Source organism: Streptomyces sp. NBC_01717 (assembly GCF_036248255.1).
GTDB lineage: Bacteria > Actinomycetota > Actinomycetes > Streptomycetales > Streptomycetaceae > Streptomyces.
Genome location: NZ_CP109178.1, coordinates 1,529,175 through 1,550,089, shown reverse-complemented (window position 1 = coordinate 1,550,089; position 20,915 = coordinate 1,529,175). Strand labels below are relative to the sequence as shown.

Below are 20,915 nucleotides of genomic sequence, written 5' to 3'. Positions count from 1 at the left end.
GGCGCGCGCTCAGCTGACGTCGATGCGGACGGAACCGGTGCTCGTGTCGCCCTTGTCGTCGGTGACGGTCAGATGTGCGGTGTACGCACCCTTGCGGTCGTAGGTGTGTGTCGCGGTCGCGCCTTCCGGGCCCGTGGGTTCGACGTTGTCGCCGAAGTCCCAGTGGTAGGAGGTGATGGTGCGCCCGGCGACCGGCTCGACCGCACCGCTCAGCGCGACGGCGAGCGGTGACGTGCCCGTGGCCGGGGCCGCTTTCACCTTGACCTTCGTACCGGGCTTCTTCTCGACGCCGGACCCGTTGAAGTGCAGCCAGTCCACCGCGAACAGATCGGCCTTGTCGCTCGACCACTCCGGATTGCTGAACACCGCGTACAGCTTCACGCTGCTCCCCGGGTTCTGCAGGGGCGTCGTCGGCGAGACGACCTTGCCCCAGTCACCGGTGTTCGGAACGGTCACCTTGCCGAGCAGGGGGCCCGTCGGGGAACCGGACCGGAACTCCACGGTGCCGCCGATCCCGCCGGAGGCCGCGCCGACCGTCACCGAGTCGATGTTCTTCAGATGCACCGGATCGAAGCTGACCCAGTCACCGTCCTCGATCTCCGTCAGCCGCTTCCCGCCGGAGGCGTCGGTCCTGTTCGCGACCGCCACGCCGTCGTGCGCCCCGCCGGTCGCCGTGAAGTGCTCCGCCTCACGGAACGTGGTGCGCAGCGTCAGCGAGGTCGAGCCGGTGAGCGCGGGGGCGTCCGGGGCGCCCTTGTCCTCGTACTGGGCGGTGATCCCGTAGTACAGGTTCTGTCCCGGGCCGTGGCTGTCCCCGGCGTCCGTGACGATCTCGCCCGTGCAGCCGGTGTAGTTGTCGAGCGGATGCAGATGGGTGTCATGGCCGAGCTGCGACTGTACGACCACTCGGGAGCAGTCGATCGGTGCCCCGTTCCGCCCGTCCTCCTTGTCCTTCACCTTGACCGTGAACGGGATGGTGTCGCCGAAGCTGAACATCCCCCCGTTCGGCGGCTGTTTGATCGTCACCTCGGGCCTGGTGTTGCCGACGGTGATGTCCTGCACGGCCTGCGCGGTCAGACCACCGGGCCCGGTGACGGTCAGGCGTGCCGTGATGAGCCCCTTGGCGCGGTACGTGTACGAGGGGTTCGGCTCCGTCGAGTCGGTGGTGCCGTTGCCGTCGAAGTCCCAGGCGTACGTGACCGGTTGGCCCTCCGGGAGTCCGGATCCCGCGCTGGAGAACGCGACGGTGAGCGGTGCGGGACCGCTGTCCCGGCTCGCGCTGATCTTCGCGTCGGGCAGCCGTCCGTCACCGACGTAGTCGATCCGGTAGATGCCCGCCCCCTCGTTGCTGCCGCCGCGTCCGGTGCCGCTGCCGAGCCCGAAGTCGATGACGTACAGCGCCCCGTCAGGACCGAAGTCGGCATCGAACGGCTGGTTCCATTTCATGTCCGCGAAGACGCCGTTGATCGACTGGAGATCACCGGCCTTGACCGGAGCGAACCGCGGATCGGTGAACGTCTGGTCCTTCTGCTGGAACGAGAACGTCTTGAACCACTGGCGGGTCAGCTCATAGGTGAGCCACTTCCCCTCGAAGTACTCGGGGAACTTGGTGCGGTACGTGTTGTCGGGGTCGTAGTCGTAGACCGGACCGCTCATCGGACCACCGCCGCCGGTGCCGAGCTCCGGGAATTCGGCGGACGCGGAGTAGGCGTACCAGACCGTGGCCGGCTGGGCCGGTGGCAGCTCCCGCAGCCCCGTGTTGTTCGGCGAATCGTTGACGAGCGCTGCACAGTCGAACTTCGGGCCCGACTTCTTCGCCGCGAAGTCGTAGTCGTTGAACGGGGTGTTGTCGCCGACGCAGTACGGCCAGCCGAAGTTCCCCGCCTTGGTGATACGGGTGTACTCGACCGTGCCCTCGGGCCCGCGGTCGGCGACCGCGGCCTTGGCGTCCGGACCGTAGTCGGCGACCATCAGCGCGCCACTCAGCGGATCCGTGGTGATCCGGAACGGGTTGCGCATCCCCATCGCGTAGATCTCCGGACGCGTCTTCTCCGTACCGGGTGCGAAGAGATTGCCCTCCGGGACGGTGTACGTGCCGTCGTCCTTCGGCGTGATGCGCAGGATCTTGCCGCGCAGATCGTTCGTGTTGCCCGCCGTGCCCTGGGCGTCCCAGGCGCGCCGGCCCTCGCTCTCGTCGATCGGGTTGAAGCCGTCCGAGGCGAACGGGTCGGTGTTGTCGCCCGTCGCCGCGTACAGATTGCCGTCCTTGTCGAAGGCGAGCGAGCCTGCCATGTGGGAGTTGGCCCGGCCCTCGCCCCGCCAGGTCGGAATGGTCAGCAGTCGCTTCTCCGACGCCGGGTCGACCGTGTTGCCGGTGACGGTGAAGCGGGAGAGGTCGAGCTGTTTCTCGGTCTTGTCGGAGTGCAGTAGATAGAGCCAGTTGTTCGTGGCGAAGCCGGGGTCGAGCGCGAGGCCGAGCAGCCCGTCGGACTGGCTGGTCATCTCCGGCGTGTACGCGAAGTCCAGTGCCGTCGTGACCTTCATGGTCTGCTGGTCGATGGCCTTCAGCTTCCCGGTGCGCTGGGCGAAGAACACCCGGCGGTCGGGGGCGACGGCCAGCTCGAACGGGTCGGCGAGATCGCTGGTGGCCAGGGCGGTGCGCTGGAACGAACCCGTACGGGTCGCCGTGCAGTCACCCGGCGCGGCACCCGCGGCCCATTCGATGCCGCCCAGCAGATGCTTGACGAAGCCCTCCTCCTGGAAGGCCGACGCCGCATGGCCGCCCGCGGTGAACCAGGAGCGTCCGCCGTCGTAGTTCTGGCACCAGGACCACGGATGGTCCACGCCCTCGTCCAGGCCGGTGATGCCGTCGCGCACCTTGATCTGCGCGAGCGTGTGCACCTTGGAGGTCGGGTTGGTGCGCCAGTTGTACCACTCCTCCGTGCGCTCCCAGAGGTCCGGAAGGCCCTTGGTGGACGGGTGCGCATGGTCGAGGACCTTGATCCGGCCGGTCTGCACGGCTGGATGCTGGTCGAAGATCGCGCCGACCAGTCCCTCGTACCAGTCCCAGTCGCGCTCGCTGGCGGACGCGGCATGCAGCCCGACCCAGCCGCCGCCCCCACGTATGAACTTCTGCAGGGCGGCCCGCTCGTCGGCACTCAGCAAGTCACCCGTCTCCGGGGTGGAGTTGGTGTTGTTGAAGACGATGGCCTGGAAGCGGGCGAGATCGGTGTCGTTGAAGACCGCCGAATCGTCGGTGGCCTCCACGTCGAAGCCGTTCTCCGCGCCGAGCTTCTTGATCGCGTCGACCCCTGCGGGGATCGAGTCGTGCCTGAAGTTGGTGACCTCGGAATAGACCAGGACCCGGAAGGGGGCCGCGTGGGCGCGGGGTGGCGAGGCCACCAGCAGGCCGAGGACCAGGGCCAGGAGTGCGGTGAGAGCGAGGAGAGGCGAAGGTAATCCTCGCGAGGGGTGCCTGCTCAGCAGGTGTCTGCTCAGCGGATTTCTGCGGGGCGGGTGGTGACTCATGGGCGCTCCCTGTGCGGTAGATGCCGACTGCGGGATGTAGAAAGCGCTTTCTGGAGTTCGCCGTTCAGAGTAGGTTCACGTCATCCGCGGGGTCAATGGGTCGGAAGGGCTCTCTGTGACTTCGCTGTGACGGGGGGTGGCGGCTGGTGCGGGCGGCCGGGCCCAGCCGCCCGGCCCCACGGCGGCGGAGGGGCCGACTGTCCAACTCGGCCGGCCGCATCCCGCTGAGGGGGCGCGCCGGTGTGCCCCCACTCGGTCTCAGCTGGTCAGGAAACCGCCGATCCGCTCCCGTAGCCCGCGCGGATCCAGGCCGTGCGCGGCGAGTTGTTCGTCCATCTGCCCGTAACGGCGCAGCTCGGCCTTGCCCACCCCGAGCCCCAGCACCCGGTGCGGCAGATCGGCGAGTGCGTCGTTGGCCGCGCCCGTCGAGGTGCCCGCCAGGTACGGCTCCACCAGCACCACGTCCGCCGTCTCCCTCGCCCCGACCGCCCGCCGCAGCCCCGGCGCGTCGAACGGTCGCACCGTCGTCGCGTACAGCACCGTGACATCCAGGCCGTCCGTCGCTGCAAGCACGTTGTCGAGCATCGGCCCGACGGCGATCACCACCCCTTGGGCCCCCTCCCGCACCGGAGTGAATCCTGACCCGGCGCCGACCGGCCGAGCCCGCTCGTTCTGCTGGAGCGAGAGCCGCAGATAGACCCGGTCCTCCCCGGCGGCGGCCTGGCGCAGCAGGGTCTCCGCCTCGTCTGGGTGGCCCGGGACCTGCACGGTCCAGCCGTCGAGGGTATCCATCAGGGCGACATCGCCCGGCGCCATATGGGTGATCCCCGCAGCCGGCCAGTCGTACGAACCTCCGGCGCTGACCAGCACCCCGGACACGCCCTGATGCCCGAAGTCGAGCTTCACCTGCTCGAACGGCCGCTCCACCAGGAAGGGGGCGAACGTATGGATGATCGGCCGCATCCCGGTCAGCGCCAGTCCGGCCCCGGCGCCGATCAGCAGCTGCTCCCGGATGCCGACATTGATCACCCGGTCCGGATGGGCGCGCTCGGCCCGGTCGAAGCCGTCGCTGCTGATCTCGGCCAGCACGACAGCCAGCCTGGGGTCGTCGTCCAGTAGCCGGGCCGCGGTGGTGATGAAGCGTTCGCGCATGGTGTCCATGAGATGTGGTACTCCTCGTTCCGGTGATCGGATCTGCGGGTGTGCCGTGGTGCGGGCGTCAGCTCTTGGGGGCGACGCGGGCGATCACTGCGTGGGGTCGGCCGGGGTGTGGTGCGGTGAAGGCCGCGTGCATCGCGTCGTGATCGCGCCCGTCCACGGTCCGGACCGACCAGCCGGCCGCTTCGAACCTGGACGAGATGCCGCCGGGCCGGCCATAGGTCGCGGAGGCGTTGTCGATCACCAGGGTGTGCAGCTGGTCGAGGCCGGCCGGACCGGCGTAGGCGATCGCCTCGTGGTTGCTGCCCTCGTCCAGCTCGGCGTCCCCGATCAGGACCCACACCCGCGGATCGGTGAGCCCCTGCGCCCGAAGGCCGAGCACGCTGCCGACGGCCAGCGGCAGCCCGTGTCCCAGTGATCCGCTGCCGATCTCGGCGCCCGGGACGAGCAGTCGGTCCGGGTGGTGTCCCAGCGGCGAGTCGTACCCGCCGAAACCGGGCAGCAGAACCTCGTCGAAGAAGCCGTGTGCGACGAGGACCGCGTAGTACGCCATCGGCCCGTGGCCCTTCGAGAGCAGGAACCTGTCGCGCTCCGGATCGTCCACCGTGGCCGGTGTGACGCGCAGCACGCGGTGGTACAGCACCCAGAGTGCGTCGAGGGTCGAGGTGGCCGCGGGTCCGTGTTTCTCGTCGCCCGTCATCAGGCTCATCAGGCGGTTCAGGTCGCGGTACGGGAGCATCGGTGGGGCGGTCTTGATCGTCATGCGTTCCAGCGTTCAACCTCAAGTTTGGTCGAGGTCAAGTACCGAAAGGCGTTCGTGAGCACCGGCCCAAGTGCGGTATTGTTCTCATGCGCGTTCGGCCAAGGGAAAAGCCCAGGTCAGGCGAGCAACGGGACGTGGCGCAGCTTGGTAGCGCACTTGACTGGGGGTCAAGGGGTCGCAGGTTCAAATCCTGTCGTCCCGACGGTTCGAACGTATCGAACGTCGCAGGTGAAGGGCCGTTCTCATAACGGCCCTTTTTCTGTTCCCGGGCTCGCTCCCGGGGAGCGATGGGAGGGGGCGCGCTCGCTCCCGGTGCCCTTAACGACGAACTCGGACGGGCCCGGCGCCCCGGCCGTATGCCAGAGCGCGAGAGACCGCTCGGCCTCGTCCCACAGCAGCACCGGGCCGCCTTGCCGGACCGTCCACCCGTCGCCGTCCGGTGACATCACTGAGAACGAGTCGTTTGTCGAGTCGAGCACGTACGTGTTCACGGCGCCGTCGTCGGCCGGCATGGTGAAGAACCGGGCGTTCGGCACTGCGAGCTGCTCCACGAACCTTGCCCTTGCCGAAACCCCATCCTTACAGGTGAGAGCGTTATGCGGGTCTCGCGGATCTTGATCCCGGTCGGTTGGGCCTACGGTCTGGCGCGAGTGCCGAGCGCTGCGGGAACATGATCGACCGTGCTGCTGCGACTGGCTTACCTGGGCGTGACGAACGCGTTCGCCATGCTGCGCCTGTCAGGCGAGGAAGCGCAGAGCCGAGGTGGACGATCGACGCGGGGGGCTGGGCAGACAAGCACGCGGAAGCTCCTGGTGGAGAGGCGATCTGGGTCGCGCCCTCGACTATCAGGAGCATCTTCACGTCCGGACGCCACCCACCCCAACTATCCGCCAGAGCAGCCAGGTTGTAGCTCACTGGCACTGTTCGGACCGAGAATGCCTATTCCCGGACCTGCCTCGGATCGATCGGAATCTCTCGTGCCGTATTCTCGGCGCGCTCCTCGGCGCTCAACTGCCGCGCCGCGGTCCCGCAGCAGCGGTCGTACTGGTTCTGCCAGTCCGCCATGAACGTGTCGTAGCTGGACCGGCCGATCAGCTTCAGGTCCGACTCGTCGTTGTGCCAGACGCCGTTGCTCGTCCAGTTCGAGGACCCGACGAACACGATCCTGGAGTCGGACGCACCCGCGTAACCGCCGCTGACCATCATGTACTTGTCGTGCGTGTAGTGCAGAGCGTTGCCGTTCGCGTCGGTGCCGCGGGTGGTGTCGTGCACGTCGATATTCGGCCGGTTCTTCAGGTAGCTCTGCACGCTGTCATCTACCTGGCCGGCGGTGATGAGAATGTGGATCTCGACGCCGGTTCGTGCCAGACTCACCAGCTTCTTCGGCAGCTCCAGATAGTTCCGGTCGCCCGGCTGCCCGTGAGAGGTCCACTGGAACATGGCGATGTTGATCGTGGCCGGCGCCTTGATGTTGCTCAGGAAGTCGACCCAGGTGTCGCTTCTGGTGCGCGCCTTGGGCCACTGGTAGGAGGGCGGGGACAGTTTCCTGGCGGCCGTGGCGCTGGTGGAGTTGTAGTAGTCGGGTGTCAGCGGGCCCGGGCCGTAGATCGCCCCCCTGGCCATGGCGGTGAAGTAGCGGACGTAGGAGTTGTACAGGTCGACGTTGCCCTTGACGGTGGCGCTGCTGTTCCACGCTGTGCTGGCCTGGGCGGAGGTGGGGTTGGCGCTGCTGACGGTCACAGTCCTGTTCGCGTCGCGCCCGCCGCTGAGCATGTAGTACTTCGCGTGCAGGGCGGAGCCGCCGAAGTGGGACAGGCAGCCGCCCGGGCACAGCGCGGCGAAGCTGGAGGCTCGCGGGTCGTTGCCCAACTCGGTGACCATCGACTGCCAGATCGTATTGTCGCTGTGAGCGTCCATCAGCGCCTTTACGATGACGCCGCGCTGGTGCGCGGCGATAAGGGCGTTGGCGAAGTCCGGGCCCGGCTGCGCGATGCTGATCGAGTACATGGCGACGCGTATGGTCTGCCCGCAGCCGGCGCTGTTGATCGATTCGATGATCGGGCCCATGATCTTCATCTGGCCGGCGGGGTCCTCCGGGTCGTTGAAGCGCGGGCCCGGGCTGGAGGTGAACGTCCGCGACTCGCAACTGAGCGGGGGCTTGGCCTTCTTGACCGCGGCGTGCGCCGTTGTCAGCGACATTACGGTGACGACCAGCGCGGTGATCAACGTGAACGTTCGCTTCATGGGCGGCCTTTCGCTGGGCTGTTGATGATGAAGAGTCGGGTTGCCGCATGTGGCCCGCAGGAGCGATGCCGCCGTCAGCGGAATCTACTACCGTTCCACCGATTGTTCCGATATTCCCTTGAAATCACCGCATTGCGCATCGCGAGATTCCTTGAGCAGGGGAGCAATCGCGGGTGTTGCTCTGCTGGTCGACCAATGGCTGGACACCGTGGGGAGCGATAATCGCCTGGCGTAGCGACCCGTCCATGCCGTCGGGCCGGCGCTCGCCCCTGCCGCCACCTGCGTCTGACGCGTCCGCTGCCACGAGTGCGGCAAACTCCTTCACCCCGGGCAGGGCTGGGAAGGCAAGGGCAGCATGACCATCCATCCCCGAAGCATGTCCGACGACCCCCTGACCGAATCCCAACAGACCCTCCACGTCGGCGTGTTCAAGCACCACCAGGGCCTCGTGACTGCCGTTCGCTGGGAACCGGTCAGGCATGGCCTCGATGCACCGTCGCCACGGCTACCGCCTTCATCCTTGGTCTGGACGCCGGCACCTCCGGGTGTATGCATACCGGCTTGCGGGAATGGTTGGTGGTCCGTCTCAACCGTGACGACTGAGACGGGACACTTGAGCGCGTGCCATCGAGGTTGAGCGGTGCGGGCCGCTCGCTCGGCTTCCGTGCCTCAGGGTTTGCCCAGGCGTACGGCGAGGGCGGCGATGTCGTCGTCAAGGCGTCCACTGCTGTAGCGGAGGAGGTCGCGGTGAAGAGCCGTGGGCAGTTCGCGTGGCGGTGTCGGGGGCTGTCGACGCACCCGAGCTGCCAGCGGGAAGAACTCCCAGTCAGGGGCGCGGGCCTCGGCGAGCCCGTCCGTACAGAGGAGCAGCAGGTCGCCGGGGGAAGTCGATGGGGTAGTGATCGCTGATCGGCTCCGCGGGGTTGAGCGGTGGCGAGGGGATGGCAGATTCGAGGACACGGAGATTCCTGCGGTTCAGGAGCAGCGGCGAGGGGTGTCCGCAGTTGAGGATGTCGATACGTCTGCCCTCGTGCGGGATCTCGGCGAGAAGGGCGGTGGCGAAGCGCCCCATCGTCCCGTCGGAGGGAAAGGCTGCGTTGTAACGGGTGCACCTGGGTTCAGCCGGCGTGCGACGTTGACCATGTCGGTCTCTGCGTAGGCCGCCTCCCGGAAAGCGTTGACGATCGCCGCGGCCGCCCCCACTGCCGCCGTTGATTGGACGGTCCCAGTCCCCTGCTGCGGCTCCTTGACGGCCCGAGGGGCTGTGATGCGCGCGGGGCCCGCCGGGCTGCGGGCGGGGCGAGTCAGGCGACGGGATTGGTGAGCCCCGACGCCGACGCGGCGCCGGGACCGGACAGCCTGCTGCCAGGCGTGATCGGCCCGTCCCGGATACCTCCCGTCCGGGTCAGTGCTCCGAGGTGGAACGGATCGCGGCGATGTCGAACTGGAGGCGGAGCCGCTCGCTGACCATCGCCCCGCCCTCCGCCAGCCGGGCGTTGTAGGTCAGGCCCCAGTCCGAGCGGTTGATGGTGGTGGTGCCGTCGAAGCCGACCCGTTCGTAGCCGAACGGGTCGGTGACATGGCCGATGTAGGTGAGGTCCAGCTCCACGGGGTGAGTGGTGCCCCTGATGGTGAGGTCGCCGGTCATGCGGTAGACGTCCTTGCCCACGAGCTGAACGGCGGTACTGGTGAAGCTCATCCGCGGATACTTCGCGGCGTCGAGGAAGTCACGGCCGATCAGGTGGGCGTCACGCTGCTCCACCCCGGTGTCGACGCTCGCGGTGTGCAGCACGATCTCCGCGCGGGAGCGTGCCGGGTTCCGGCCGTCGAAGTAGAGGCGACTCTCGTACGAACCGAAGGATCCGCGCACCGTCGTCACCATGGCGTGTCGCACGGAGAAACCGATCCTGCTGTGGGCGGGGTCGATCATCCACTCCCCGGTGAGAGCTGCCAGGGCGGGATCCGGCATCACGGCAGCAGCGGGGGTTGTCGGTGCGGCGGGCGCCGCCGGGCGTCGAAGCGTGGTGCCGCGGCTGAAAAGGTTCATGGAACATGTTGTTACTCGGCGGTACATCGGACGCGCAAGTCGCGGGTGGGAAACCCGCTCATGTATGAACAGACTTTCACAACTCGGATCACTGCACGGGTACGGTCAGTCACCGGCGGTCCTTCACGGGAACGCGCGGAATGCCGTCACCCGGAACGTCGCGAGGGACGCGCCATGCGCAGGGAGTGCTGTCCCATGACAGCCGTGAGCACGCTCATTCCGCGGGCGCCCGGCGTCGGCATCGACTTCAGGCCGGGCCGAATTCCGGCTCGAGACCGGAGCCGGATCCGCCGATCGTCAGCACTCGGCCCGGCACGGTCAAGCGAGGCTCTCCTCCCGGGCACGGGTCCATGCCCGGGCGTACGCACGTGCCGCCGCGCGGGGATCCTCGGCGGCGCAGATACCGGAGACGGCGGCGGCCCCCACCGCCCCGGCCTCCCGCAGGTGTGGCAGGTCGTCCGGGGTGATGCCGCCGATGGCCACGGCGGGCAGGCCACCGAGTCGGGCGAGGTGGGCGAAGCCTGCATGGCCGAGCGGGGCCGGGGCGTCCGCCTTGGTCCGGGTCGCATGCAACGCGCCGATGCCGACGTGGTGGACCCGCGCCGGATCCTCGGCGGCGGCCCGCAGTTGGTCGGGGGTGGCTGCACTCAGGCCCAGAACCGCGTCCTCGCCGATCAGTTCGCGTACGGCGGCCGGCGGCAGATCCGACTGGCCTACGTGAACACCTGTCACGCGTGCGCCGGCGGCCCGGGCGGCCAGGAACACGTCCACCCGGTCGTTGACGATCAGCGCCACTCGTTCGGGGAGTACGGCGGCCACCTCCTGCACGGTGCGCAGGAACTCCCCGCCGTCGGTGTGCTTCTCCCGGATCTGCACGGCGGTGACGCCCCCGGCCACTGCCAGAGCGACGGTCTCGGCCACGCTCCGGCCGTGGGCGGCGCACTGGGCCGTGTCCGTGACCAGGTAGACCGACAGATCGACCGGTGCCGCCGTCACGAGAGAGCCGCCCGCTCGCTGAGGTCCGCTTCCTCCAGCGCGGCGAGCGCGTCCAGGAAGGCGACGGCGAAGCTGCCGGGCCCGGAGGCCTCCTTCGCGGCCAGCTCGGCGGCCACCGTGTACGCGGTGACGGCGGCCACCACCGCGGCGAACCGGTCCTCGTCGACCGCCGCGAAGGCCGCCATCACCGCCCCCAGCGCGCAGCCGCCCCCTGTCACCCGGGTCAACAGGGCGTCACCGTTGGCGATCCGGGTGCCGCGCACCCCGTCGGTGACGAAGTCGACAGGCCCGGAGACAGCGACCACGCAGCCGGCTGTACGCGCCAGCTCGCGTGCTGACTCCTCGGCGGCCCCGACGCCGTCGGAGGAGTCCACGCCGCGGCCGCCGTCGCCCGCGCCCGCGAGTGCGATGATCTCGGACGCGTTGCCCCGGATCACAGTCGGTCGCAGCCGCAGGAGCTCTTGTGCCAGCGCGGTGCGCACCGGCAGCGCGCCGACCGCCACCGGGTCGAGGACCCACGGCGTGCCGGCCGAACCCGCCGCCCGTGCGGCCTCGACCATCGCGGAGCGCTGCTCCGCATGCGGGGTGCCGAGATTGATCAGGACACCGGAGGCGACCCGGGCGAACGGGCCGGCCTCCTCCGGAATGTCGACCATGGCCGGCGAGGCGTCCAGCGCCAGCAGGACGTTGGCGGTGAAGCCCGTGACCACCGAGTTCGTCAGGCACTGAACCAGAGGGGAGTCCGCCCGCACGCGTGCGAGGGCCTGCGGGACGAAGGCGGTGTGATCGGCGGATGCAACGGGCATGGGATTTCGCTCCGTGGGGGAGGGGATGTCGTTCGGGCGCCGGCGGACGGCGGGGTCCGTCGGTCGGCGGCAGGTCAGTCCTGCGGGCGGTGGCGTAGCCGCAGCGGTGCGTAGACGGCGAGCGCCACGAGGAACGCCACGTAGTACGAGAGGTCGGCGCCGTGCAGGGCGGCCGCCACCGGGCCCACGTACAGACTGGTGTCCATGAACGGCACGGCCGCGGCGAAGGCGACGGCGAATGCCAGCAACGGGGGCCATCCGGAGTGCGGCCGGGCGGTCTCGGCGGCGAGGTCGATCGCCGCACCTCCCCGTGCCCGGGCCCGTGCGATCCAGTCGACGATGACGATCGCCACGAATCCGGGGATCCAGTAGCCGACGAACAGCAGCACGTTCTGGAAGCGGGCAGTGGTATCGGCAGCGTGCATCCACAGCACCAGAGGGAAGCCGAGCACGGCGGCGAGAGCGGCGGCCGCCGGGCGCGGAAGGCGCACGCCGACGGTCTGCAGAGCCAAGGAACCGCTGTAGTCGTTCATGGCGTTGCTGCAGAGCGCAGCCAGCGCCACGGCAAGCAGCCCGAACGCGCCCAACACCCCACCGCCCAGCAGCTTGTCCACCCCTGCGGCGGTCTGGTCGGTCAGCACGGACGCGCCCAGCAACCCGAGGGCCTGGACGGCCACGAAGGACACCACGAGGCCGAGAAGCGTGAACCAGAACATGCGCGGGCGCGAGGTGGTGCGCGGCAGATAGCGGCTGAAGTCGCTGGCGTACGGGGCCCAGGACAGGCTCAGACTCAGCGCGATGGTGCTGGTGAGAACGAAAGCGCCGGCCTGATCGGCGCCGTGCGCGGTGCCCGTGCCGACCGGGTGGACCCCGTCGAGCAGCCGCCACGCGATCAGCGCGAACGCAGCGGCGAGCACGAAGGTCATCACGATCTGGAGCCGGTGGATGGCCTCGTAGCCCAGGACGCCGAGGGCGCCCTGGGCCAGCATCATGGCCAGCACGCCGAGCCAGAACGGCCAGCCGCACAGCCGCGCGAGCGCGTCCCCGCCGAACAGCCCGATCAGCGCGTCCCAGGCGACCGAGGACAGCCACTGCAGGATGCCCGGCACCGTCACGGCCCGGCCGAAGGCGAGCCGGGCCAGCGGCAGCTGCCCGGCGCCGGTCTGGCTCCCCCAGGTGCCCAGGTAGGCGGTGGGCACCGCGCCGATCACCGTTCCCAGCACGACGGCGGCGAGCGCGGTGGCGAAGTCCAGGCCGAGGGCGATGCCGACGGTGCCGGTGAATACGCCGGTCATGGTCAGATTGGGAGCGAACCACACGGTGAACAGGCGCCCGGGACCGCCGTAGCGGTTGCTCTCGGGGACCGGATCGATGCCGTGCGTCTCGACGCGGAGGTCGCCGGGGGCCGCCGGCATCCGTCCGTCGAAGACGGTCTGCCGGCCGTCGGCGGGCAGCCCGCCGGAAACATGCGTCAAAGGCATGAAAGACATCCCTCCGCCAGTGCGAACTGGTTCAGGTTCGACGGGTGTGATCTCAGCCCTCGGGTAGGGCACCCCGTGTCCGGTACGACGGTCAGACTAACCCGGTCTCTTGAAACACCTGGACCGAGGTCTGCGCGGCGAACGACTCGGTGGGTTCGTCCGGGGCGTGGGTGCGCGGTCCGCGTCACGGGGGCGGCGGGCCGTGCTCACGGTCGCGTCCCCACCTCCGCGTGACCCGTGCGATCCAGATGCCAGCGGTGTTCCACCTCGAAGCGGTGCAGCCCGGTGCGGCGTTCGACGATCACGTCGACGGTGGCACGTTCCGTGTTGGTACACGTGGCGGTCGCTCCGTCGGGGTCGGTGTAGGAGAGCGACACACAGTCGGCCGGGTCCTGGGTCACATCGATCCGTACCCTGCGCCGCGCGGTGCCACCTGCGACCGACCAGTCGGGCAGCCCGATCCGTGCGCGCAGCAGTGGCGCGGTCAGGAACGGGTCGCGCGGCCAGTCCGTGCCACCGATCCGCAACTGAAGCATGGGCAGCGGTGGCAGCCACCGCATCGTGGGACGGCGGGCGACGGCGGCCACCACTTCCAGTACGTCCCCGCCGCCGAGACCCGCATGGAGCCACGCCCACCGTTGGGCATTGCCGTGACCGGCGATCCGGGCGACCCCTCCGACGGCGTCGGAAAGGGTGAACCGCCTTTCTCCGACGACGAGTTCCCCGTCGAAAATGGCGTCGGGGGCAGGCACGATCTGGGCGGCGGGCAGCAGTTCACGCTGCCAGGACCAGCGTGGAAAGGTGTAGAGGGGCTCTCCGCCGCCGGTGACCGTCAGGCGCCAGGTGATCGCGCCCGCGGTGCCCTCCAGCAGCCGGGGCGTTGCCCGTACCCCCGGCACCTCGAAGTACGCCTCGCCCTGGGGTGGCGGGGAGTCCGGGACCCCGAACCGCTCGGTGACCGGCGGTCCGTCCGGCGGGAAGACGGATATCCAGCCGTGTGCCCGGGCCGGGCCGCCGTGCTTGGGCGCCACCACTTCGTGGTGGATCCACACGCCGGTCCCGGTACGGGGATCGGTCAACGTCGCGTACCAGACTTCGAGACGCCCTGGACGGCCGGTCATCCGTGGCGGGTAGAGCGAGTTCACGAGGGATTCCTTTCACCGGGGCGCGGGGGCCCCGTACCGTGCGCGCACGCCTGCCTCGGCGGTGCTCTCCACGATGCCGGGACAGGCCCGTTCGGCCAGCGCCGCGATCGTCAGCGAGGGGTTGACGCAGAGCGAGGTCGGTACTGCCGAACCGTCGGTGACGAACAGGCCGGGATGGCCTCGTAGTTCGCCGCGTTCGTCGAGCGCCGAGGTGGCGGGGTCGTCACCCATCCGGCAGGAGGCGAGAGGGTGTGCGCTCACGGACCCGGCGGCGTTCTCGCTCCAGGGCCGCACCCGCGCAAGACCGTCGCGCTCCAGCACTGCGCGGGCCTCGGCATCCGCGGCGGCCCAGCCGCGCAGGGTGTTCGCCGTCGGCCGGTACGAGAGCGTGGACAGGCAGAGCGACGTGGCCACGCGCGTCGAGCTTCCGGTGGGCGGCGGCGGGCCGAAGACGCCCTCGTTGTCGTCCTCGGTCATGGCGAGCACGGAGAGCCACGACGGCCAGCGTGCCCGCATCTCCTTCTTGCGGACGCCGAACCAGCTCGTCGCCGGGGTGTCGGTGGCCTGGGCCAGCAGGTCGGTGATGCCGGGGAAGTAGATCTGCTGAAGGGAGAAACGGGTGAACTCCGCCGTCGCCGGGTCGAGCCGGTCGTACGACATGGAGCCGATGGGCTTCCCGATGGGGAAGCCCTGGTACGGGATGCCCGGGGCGCGCTCGAGACCGAGCAGGTCGCGCACCTTGCCTTCGTCGACGTCGGCGATGGACACGCGGTCGCCGTTGCCCGAGAAGTAGCGCCCGACGGCTTGCGGGACACCGCCGAGCAGGGGAGCCGAGCGCTGCAGCAGCACGGGGGTGGCCAGAGCGCCCGCGGCCAGCACCACGGTCTTGGCCTCGATCGCCCCCACGCCGACCGGCAGCCGGTAGTCGCCGGCGTCGAGCTGCGTGTACGAGACGCGGTAGCGGTAACCGGGTGTGGTGGCAGGCGCGATCGTCTGTGCCTCGTGGAGGGGGCGGATCTCGGCGCCGTGCGCGGTCGCGGCGGGGAGGTAGTTCAGCAGCATGGAGCGCTTGGCGTCGAAGTGGCAGCCGTTCAGCATCCAGTTGCAGTTGGTGCAGCGGGCCAGGTCGACGGCGACGGGTGCAGGGTTGCAGGTGCGGCCCGCACGGGCGCACGCCGCAGCGAACAGCCCTCCGGGGTAGGGGACTTGGTCCCAGCTCTGCTGGGCGACGGGCAGAGCCTCCTCGACCCGGTCGTACCACGGGTCGAGGGCCGCGCGCGTCAGGGTCGAGGGCCACAGGCGGTGGCCCAGACTGCCGCGGCGGTCGAAGACGAAGCTTGGAGCGCGCAGCGAAGCGGCGAAGTAGACCACGCTGGACCCGCCGACGCAGTTCCCGGCGACGACGGTGATGCCGTCGCCCTGTACGAGGTCGACGATCCGGGTATAGCTGCCCAGACGCAGGTCGTGGGTGAAGTCGGGGGCGGTGAGGTGCGGTCCGCGTTCCAGGATCACCACCTCGGCGCCACCCGCGGCCAGATGGTAGGCGGGGATGGCGCCCCCGAAGCCGCTGCCGATGACCAGCACGTCGGTGCGTTCGGTGACGCTCATGCGGGGTGCCCTCCGCGGGTGGTGAGCGGGTGCTCGGAGGCGAGCCTTCGGCCGTACGAGTAGTCGGGGAAGCGCCACAGTCCGTCGGCGCCGGGCGCCGGGAAGCCGATCCAGGCCAGGCCAGGGTGGCGTTGCCGGATGGCCACGGCGGTGTGCAGGTGGGCTGCGGTGTCGAAGGCCGCGGCGGCGAAGAGCGCGAGCAGCACGTACAGCTGCCGGTCCGGGGCGCCGGGCGTGAGCAGCTCTCCCGCGAGCGCGGTGCGGTCGGTGAACCGCAGGGCGACGAAGGGAGGTTGAGTGGGCAGCAGGATCCGGCCGTGGGTGGCCGCATAGGCGAGGGCCCGGGTGTTGACGAGCAGTGCCAGCTCGGGCAGCAGTACGCCGATGCCGAGTTCGGGAAGGTTGAGCAGCTCGACGGCCCCTGCCTGTACGGCGCCGGGACCGGGGGCCGCCCCGGCGATCACCACGTCACCGCCGTACCGCTTCTCGCCCGGGACCATGGTGTCCGCAAACGCCTCCAGCGTGGCGGTCGTCGGGTCGGGCAGCGCGAGGGAAGCGGGCTGCAGCCCGGCCCGATCCACCGGGACAGACTCGGGCACAGAACGCGCCGAAGGCGCGGCCTCGGCGGTCAGCTCCCCTGCCCGCAGGGCGGCGACGGCGGCGGTCAGCCCGACGAGCAGCCGGCGCCGAGTGGGACGTGCGGGTGGTTCGCTCAGCACAGCCCGCTCACCGGCAGCCGCACCATCACACCCGCGGCGTCGCGCACGAGCGCGTCGGCGAGCCGGGCGTCGTACGGCCGGATCGCCTTCGCGGCGTCCTCGGCCCGCGCGGGCTGCCCGGCGACGGTGATGTTGCGTACTCTCGCCGCCGCGCTGCCCTCCGCCTTGTCGAACCAGTAACTGCCGTCCCAGCCGACCAGTTCGGTTCCACCGGCCGTGGCCTGCACGCTCCAGTGGTCCAACTGCCAGTAGCGGCAGGCCGGTACGGCGAGCGCGAAGCGGGCCGGCTCGGCCAGCAGAAAGCGTGCCGCGCCGCCGTTGGTCACGGTGATGTCCCGCTTGGCGTACTCCACGCACAGCGGGTCGACGCCGAACAGGGAGAGCGGCGGCGTCTCGCCCTCGCCGTAGCGGTGGAAGGTACACGCGGAGGCGTACGAGGGGTCGGTGTAACCGCCGACGCCTGGTTCTGCAGCCGAGGCGGAAGCGGCGGGGAGCAGGGCGGCGGCTGCCGCCACCACCGCGCCGAAGACGGTGAGACGGACGCTTGTGGACAGGGCGCCGAGGGCGCTCGTCGTGTGGCGGACTACGGGCACAGCAGGACCTTCTTCACGTCCCAGCCCTGATGGGCGGCGGTTACCGGCGGTCACATGCAGTCAGCATCTTGATCGCTGCACGCTGTCGGCGCAAGGGATGGGACGGAGGTGATTCCCGGTCGGTGGACAGGTAGGGCGTCGGCACACCTTCGGGATGCGCGAAGCGTGCGTGCAGGCCGGACAGCGGCGCCGGAAGAGACGCGTACGCCGCGCCGCGCGAGGCCTCCGTGAGCGATCACCGAACTGCGGAGGCCGACGGTGGGAGTTCGTTCTCCACTCCCGGCGCCGGTGCGCCCGCCCCCCGGCAGGCAGCGGCTCCGGCTCCTCCACGGTCAGAGCAGGGCGACATGGCCGGGGACCGTGCGGGCGGCCGTATTCCCACACCCGGACGTGCGGGGCGTTCCGTCAGGTGCGACGTATGAGGATGCTGATCGCGTTGGCCCAGACGACGGTTGCCATGCCGGCCCACTCGATCCAGCCCAGGTTCTGCCCCAGAACGATCCATCCGACCACGGCCGCCAGGACGGGGTTGACGCTCATGAACAGACCGAAGGTCTGCGCAGGCACGTGCCGCAGGGCGAACAGGTCTGCGAGATACGGCACGGCTGAGGACAGGATGCCGGCGGCGACAGCGCAGACGGCGGCCCCCGCGGACGGCGGATGCTGCACGACGACGAGTCCGACCGGCAGGAACATCAGGGCGGAGAGGCCTGCCGCGGCCGCCGATCCCTCCACTCCGGCGATGCGGCGGCCGACGGTGCGGTTGAGCAGGATGTAGGACGCCCAGCAGACGGCGGCCAGCAGCCCCAGACCCATCCCGACGTAGTCGGCGGACGGTTGCGGGCGCAGCAGAGTGACGACGCCCGCCGCGGCGATCACCGCACAGCACGCGTCCGCGCGGCGACGTGAGGCGGCCAGGGCGATGCCGAGCGGTCCGAGGAACTCCAGGGTCACCGCCAGCCCGAGGCCGATGCGGTCGATGGCGCTGTACAGCGACAGGTTCATCGTTCCGAACACCAGCGCCAGCAGCAGCACCGGCCACCACTGACGCCAGGTGAAGGACCGCAGGCGGGGCCGGCCGACCGTCAGCAGGACGATCGCGGCGACGTACTGGCGTGCCGCGACGACACCGACAGGTCCGAGGACGGGGAAGGCAAGTGAACCGATCGCGGCGCCGGTCTGGTTGGAGAGACCGCTGCCGAACATGGTGACCACACCGGCCAGGCGCTTGCCGCCGGACCCCGGGGCAGGGGGCGCCGAGGCAGTGCGGTGCGCGGGTGCTGCTGAGCCTGCGGTAGCTGCTTGCATGCCCCGATCGTGCGACCGCACACCCCTTGCGCAAAATGCATGAGCCGATCCATCTATACGCTTGAGTCATGGATGTGGAGCTGCGGCAGTTGCGCTGTCTCGTCGCGATCGTCGACGAGGGCAGCTTCACCGATGCCGCCGTCGCGCTCGGTGTCTCCCAGGCGGCCGTGTCCCGCACGCTGGCCTCGCTCGAACGCGCTCTTGGGGTACGGCTGTTGCGGCGCACCTCCCGTGAGGTGACTCCGACCGCGACCGGGCTGCGCGTGGTGGCGCAAGCCCGACGCGTGCTGGGCGAGGTGGCGGATCTCGTCCGGGAGGCCACGTCGGGCCACACCCGGGTGCGGATCGGATACGCCTGGTCGGCCCTTGGCCGCCACACGCTCGCCTTTCAGCGACGCTGGAGCGGCGCGCACCCCGAGACCGAGCTGCAGCTCGTCCGCGTCAACTCCGGTACGGCCGGGCTGGCGGAGGGCGCCTGCGACCTCGCCGTGGTGCGCCGGCCGCTGGACGACCGCCGATTCGACTCCGCCATCGTGGGGCTGGAACGGCGTCTGTGCGCCATGGCCGCCGACGACCCCTTGGCCAGGCGCCGCTCGGTCAGGCTCTCGGACATCAGCGGGCGCACGCTGCTCATCGACCGGCGGACCGGCACCACCACCACGGAACTGTGGCCACCGGACTCCCGCCCGTCGACCGAGGACACGCACGATGTCGACGACTGGCTCACCGTCATCTCCACGGGCCGCTGCGTGGGAATGACGGCGGAATCCACCGCCAACCAGTATCCGCGGCCCGGCATCGTCTACCGGCCGGTGCGCGACGCCGAGCCGATCGCGGTGCGGCTCGCCTGGTGGCGGGACGACCCGCATCCAGCCACCCAGGCCGCGATCGAACTGCTCACGGCGCTCTATCGCACAGGCTGAGCCCTCGCCGTGAGGCCCGGAGACGCGTGGCTGCAGCCGTTATTGGGAGGCATGCCCTCGGGGCGCACGAGGTGGCGCATCGTCACGTCCTACTCGTCCGGGTTCCAGGCCCAGAGCAGGTCGAGCAGACGTCGGTCGCCGTCGAGCTTCAGGGAGTCCACCGGAATACGGCCGTACTGGGCCAGGACCAGCTCACCGGCCGTGCCCCGGAGAGCGGCGTCGGCCGCGGCCGGGCCCTCGCCGGCAGCGGTGGCGGGCATCGTGCCGGGCGTGGGGAGTCGGGCGATCCGTGCGCCGTCGACGGAGAGCGAGAGGTGCCAGGAGCGGCCCTCGGTGGCGTGGATGTCGACGGCAGCGGGCTCGTGCGGCCAGGCGCTCGTCGTTGCACAGCAGGTGGACAGGAACTCGTCGACACCGTCGAGTGCCACCTCGTCCGGCAGCGGCTGCGGGGCGCCCAGGGTGACCTGGGCGTCGTAGGTGTGCACCGCGACCTCGTGGAGCTGGTGCCGGGCGACGGCACCGCACGTCTGCGGCGACTGCGACATACCCCACCACGTCCAGCAACCGCGATCCGGGCCGGCTTCCCGCAGTGCGTCCAGCAGTTCCTGCGTCGATGCGGCCGACCAGGCCAGCAGCGCCTCGCGCTCCCGAGGCGCGGCCGGGGCGCCCTCCGATGCCGACTTGGCCGTGGCGGCAGGCCCTGCGGCGATGGTGGCGGCCCAGGAGCGGCGCCCCTCGCCCAGGTGCTGCACCAGATCAAAAAGCGTCCACTCGGGGCAGGTGGGCACCTGCACGTCGAGGCTGGGCGCCGAGGCGACCGCGGCGCGAAAGGCGGTCGATCGTTCGTCGATCAGCCGCAGCAGATCGGGGAAGTCCAGAGCCTTTTCCTCTCCGGCTGTCCATCACCGTGCTCCGACGACCGGACAGCGATTTTCACAGCCGACGCAGGGGGTGCGCGGCACCGGCCGCGCCCTCGGACGACGCGGTGTCCTCTGAAACGATCAGTACGTCCGGGCGGTCAGGAACCTGTCCACCCACAGGCGCAGCATCTCGTCGTCGAATGTCGGGTCCTCGCGCAGCACGCCGGTGAGCGCCAGGCCGCGGTGCAGGACGAGCAGTGATTCGCAGAGCAGGCCGAAGTCCTCGCGCGCCGCGGTCTCCGCACCGAAGATGTCGGCCATCACCGCACGCTGGGCCGCGCCCACGTCCCGCTCGGCCGGAAGCAGTGCTGCCCTGAGGTCGGCGTCGGTGCGCGCTGCCAGCCACAGTTCCAGGCCCGCGAGGAAGTATGGGCCCGACATCGCCGTGCGCAGCAGGGCGAGCCCCTTCTCGCGGCTCGCCGCGCCGCCGCCCGTCTCGGCGCGGATGTGCGCGAGTCGCAACTCGGCGACATGGTGGGTGGCGGCCGCCAGCAGATCGGCCTTCGAGGCGAAGTGGTGCAACAGCGCGCCGCGGGAGACGCCCGCCCGCTCCTGTACCCGCTGGGTCGTGGTGCCCGCGAAGCCGTGCTCGACCAGACAGTCGATCGTGGCATCGAGGAGGCGTTGACGGGTCTCCTCCCGGCGTTGCTGCTGGGTGCGGCGTGGAGCGGGCATG

Annotated in this window: 17 protein-coding genes, 1 tRNA gene, 1 pseudogene and 1 riboswitch; of the genes and pseudogenes, 2 read left to right on the top strand and 17 right to left on the bottom strand. The window is 70.1% G+C overall.

The features are described from left to right. Positions 1-9: 9 nt before the first annotated feature. From OHB49_RS07180 to OHB49_RS07170, 3 genes are all read right to left on the bottom strand, one after another. Positions 10-3,528 (bottom strand): ThuA domain-containing protein, encoded by a 3,519-nt coding sequence (locus tag OHB49_RS07180; RefSeq protein ID WP_329158846.1) that lies wholly within the window; start codon positions 3,526-3,528, stop codon positions 10-12. Between the two features lie 258 nt (positions 3,529-3,786). Further along, entirely contained in the window at positions 3,787-4,689 is a 903-nt protein-coding gene (locus OHB49_RS07175; protein ID WP_329158844.1) for a transketolase family protein, read from the bottom strand. A 58-nt stretch (positions 4,690-4,747) separates the two neighbouring features. Next, a complete protein-coding gene (locus OHB49_RS07170) occupies positions 4,748-5,449 on the bottom strand; it encodes a transketolase (protein ID WP_329158842.1) in 702 nt (233 codons plus the stop codon). A 128-nt stretch (positions 5,450-5,577) separates the two neighbouring features. On the opposite strand from OHB49_RS07170, the gene OHB49_RS07165 reads away from it, so the two are divergent. After that, positions 5,578-5,651: transfer RNA gene (locus OHB49_RS07165), tRNA-Pro, on the top strand. A gap of 40 nt (positions 5,652-5,691) precedes the next feature. On the opposite strand, the gene OHB49_RS07160 is transcribed toward OHB49_RS07165, so the two are convergent. The 12 genes and pseudogenes from OHB49_RS07160 to OHB49_RS07105 form a co-directional block, all read right to left on the bottom strand. After that, on the bottom strand, positions 5,692-6,000 hold the full coding sequence (locus OHB49_RS07160) for a hypothetical protein (RefSeq protein WP_329158840.1): 309 nt from the start codon (positions 5,998-6,000) through the stop codon (positions 5,692-5,694). 388 nt (positions 6,001-6,388) lie between these two features. Beyond that, positions 6,389-7,693 (bottom strand): phospholipase D-like domain-containing protein, encoded by a 1,305-nt coding sequence (locus OHB49_RS07155; protein WP_329158838.1) that lies wholly within the window; start codon positions 7,691-7,693, stop codon positions 6,389-6,391. Positions 7,694-8,362: 669 nt separating this feature from the next. Next, positions 8,363-8,899: pseudogene (locus OHB49_RS07150) on the bottom strand (PP2C family protein-serine/threonine phosphatase); the annotation flags it as partial. A 199-nt stretch (positions 8,900-9,098) separates the two neighbouring features. Further along, positions 9,099-9,740 carry a YceI family protein gene (locus OHB49_RS07145; protein WP_329158837.1) on the bottom strand — a complete coding sequence of 214 codons (642 nt, stop codon included), beginning with the start codon at positions 9,738-9,740 and terminating at the stop codon, positions 9,099-9,101. A gap of 318 nt (positions 9,741-10,058) precedes the next feature. Beyond that, positions 10,059-10,736: a thiamine phosphate synthase gene (gene thiE, locus OHB49_RS07140; RefSeq protein ID WP_329158835.1), complete on the bottom strand. Its 678-nt coding sequence runs from the start codon at positions 10,734-10,736 to the stop codon at positions 10,059-10,061. Beyond that, positions 10,733-11,542 (bottom strand): hydroxyethylthiazole kinase, encoded by an 810-nt coding sequence (gene thiM / locus OHB49_RS07135; RefSeq protein ID WP_329158833.1) that lies wholly within the window; start codon positions 11,540-11,542, stop codon positions 10,733-10,735. Before thiM ends, thiE begins: the two co-directional genes overlap by 4 nt. Before the next feature lie 74 nt (positions 11,543-11,616). After that, positions 11,617-13,023, bottom strand: a complete 1,407-nt coding sequence (locus OHB49_RS07130) for a purine-cytosine permease family protein (RefSeq protein ID WP_329158831.1) — start codon at positions 13,021-13,023, stop codon at positions 11,617-11,619. Then, positions 13,015-13,109: riboswitch (TPP riboswitch) on the bottom strand. It overlaps the preceding gene by 9 nt. A gap of 120 nt (positions 13,110-13,229) precedes the next feature. Further along, the gene (locus OHB49_RS07125; RefSeq protein ID WP_329158829.1) at positions 13,230-14,168 is read right to left on the bottom strand and encodes a hypothetical protein; all 939 of its coding nucleotides are present in this window, start codon (positions 14,166-14,168) and stop codon (positions 13,230-13,232) included. Between the two features lie 12 nt (positions 14,169-14,180). Continuing rightward, on the bottom strand, positions 14,181-15,776 hold the full coding sequence (locus tag OHB49_RS07120; RefSeq protein ID WP_329158827.1) for a GMC family oxidoreductase: 1,596 nt from the start codon (positions 15,774-15,776) through the stop codon (positions 14,181-14,183). Next, positions 15,773-16,495 (bottom strand): DUF5987 family protein, encoded by a 723-nt coding sequence (locus OHB49_RS07115; protein WP_329158826.1) that lies wholly within the window; start codon positions 16,493-16,495, stop codon positions 15,773-15,775. The genes OHB49_RS07120 and OHB49_RS07115 overlap by 4 nt, the downstream gene beginning before the upstream one ends. Beyond that, a complete protein-coding gene (locus OHB49_RS07110; protein ID WP_030973477.1) occupies positions 16,489-17,088 on the bottom strand; it encodes a hypothetical protein in 600 nt (199 codons plus the stop codon). The genes OHB49_RS07115 and OHB49_RS07110 overlap by 7 nt, the downstream gene beginning before the upstream one ends. Positions 17,089-17,493: 405 nt before the next feature. Next, a complete protein-coding gene (locus OHB49_RS07105; protein ID WP_329158825.1) occupies positions 17,494-18,396 on the bottom strand; it encodes an EamA family transporter in 903 nt (300 codons plus the stop codon). Positions 18,397-18,464: 68 nt separating this feature from the next. Here OHB49_RS07105 and OHB49_RS07100 point away from each other — a divergent pair, with 68 nt between their 5' ends. Then, positions 18,465-19,319: a LysR family transcriptional regulator gene (locus OHB49_RS07100; protein WP_329158824.1), complete on the top strand. Its 855-nt coding sequence runs from the start codon at positions 18,465-18,467 to the stop codon at positions 19,317-19,319. Between the two features lie 89 nt (positions 19,320-19,408). On the opposite strand, the gene OHB49_RS07095 is transcribed toward OHB49_RS07100, so the two are convergent. Both OHB49_RS07095 and OHB49_RS07090 read right to left on the bottom strand, forming a co-directional pair. Then, entirely contained in the window at positions 19,409-20,179 is a 771-nt protein-coding gene (locus OHB49_RS07095) for a maleylpyruvate isomerase family mycothiol-dependent enzyme (protein WP_329166390.1), read from the bottom strand. A gap of 141 nt (positions 20,180-20,320) precedes the next feature. Then, positions 20,321-20,914, bottom strand: a complete 594-nt coding sequence (locus OHB49_RS07090; RefSeq protein ID WP_030973481.1) for a TetR/AcrR family transcriptional regulator — start codon at positions 20,912-20,914, stop codon at positions 20,321-20,323. Position 20,915 lies beyond the last annotated feature (1 nt).

Excerpts from the sequence above, each read along its gene's own strand:
- OHB49_RS07090 (WP_030973481.1), bottom strand. The coding sequence starts at position 20,914 with ATGCCCGCTCCACGCCGCACCCAGCAGCAACGCCGGGAGGAGACCCGT.
- OHB49_RS07175 (WP_329158844.1), bottom strand. The coding sequence starts at position 4,689 with ATGGACACCATGCGCGAACGCTTCATCACCACCGCGGCCCGGCTACTG.
- OHB49_RS07130 (WP_329158831.1), bottom strand. The coding sequence starts at position 13,023 with ATGCCTTTGACGCATGTTTCCGGCGGGCTGCCCGCCGACGGCCGGCAG.
- OHB49_RS07180 (WP_329158846.1), bottom strand. The coding sequence starts at position 3,528 with ATGAGTCACCACCCGCCCCGCAGAAATCCGCTGAGCAGACACCTGCTG.
- OHB49_RS07120 (WP_329158827.1), bottom strand. The coding sequence starts at position 15,776 with ATGAGCGTCACCGAACGCACCGACGTGCTGGTCATCGGCAGCGGCTTC.
- OHB49_RS07145 (WP_329158837.1), bottom strand. The coding sequence starts at position 9,740 with ATGAACCTTTTCAGCCGCGGCACCACGCTTCGACGCCCGGCGGCGCCC.
- OHB49_RS07100 (WP_329158824.1), top strand. The coding sequence starts at position 18,465 with ATGGATGTGGAGCTGCGGCAGTTGCGCTGTCTCGTCGCGATCGTCGAC.
- OHB49_RS07155 (WP_329158838.1), bottom strand. The coding sequence starts at position 7,693 with ATGAAGCGAACGTTCACGTTGATCACCGCGCTGGTCGTCACCGTAATG.
- OHB49_RS07105 (WP_329158825.1), bottom strand. The coding sequence starts at position 18,396 with ATGCAAGCAGCTACCGCAGGCTCAGCAGCACCCGCGCACCGCACTGCC.
- OHB49_RS07170 (WP_329158842.1), bottom strand. The coding sequence starts at position 5,449 with ATGACGATCAAGACCGCCCCACCGATGCTCCCGTACCGCGACCTGAAC.
- thiM (WP_329158833.1), bottom strand. The coding sequence starts at position 11,542 with ATGCCCGTTGCATCCGCCGATCACACCGCCTTCGTCCCGCAGGCCCTC.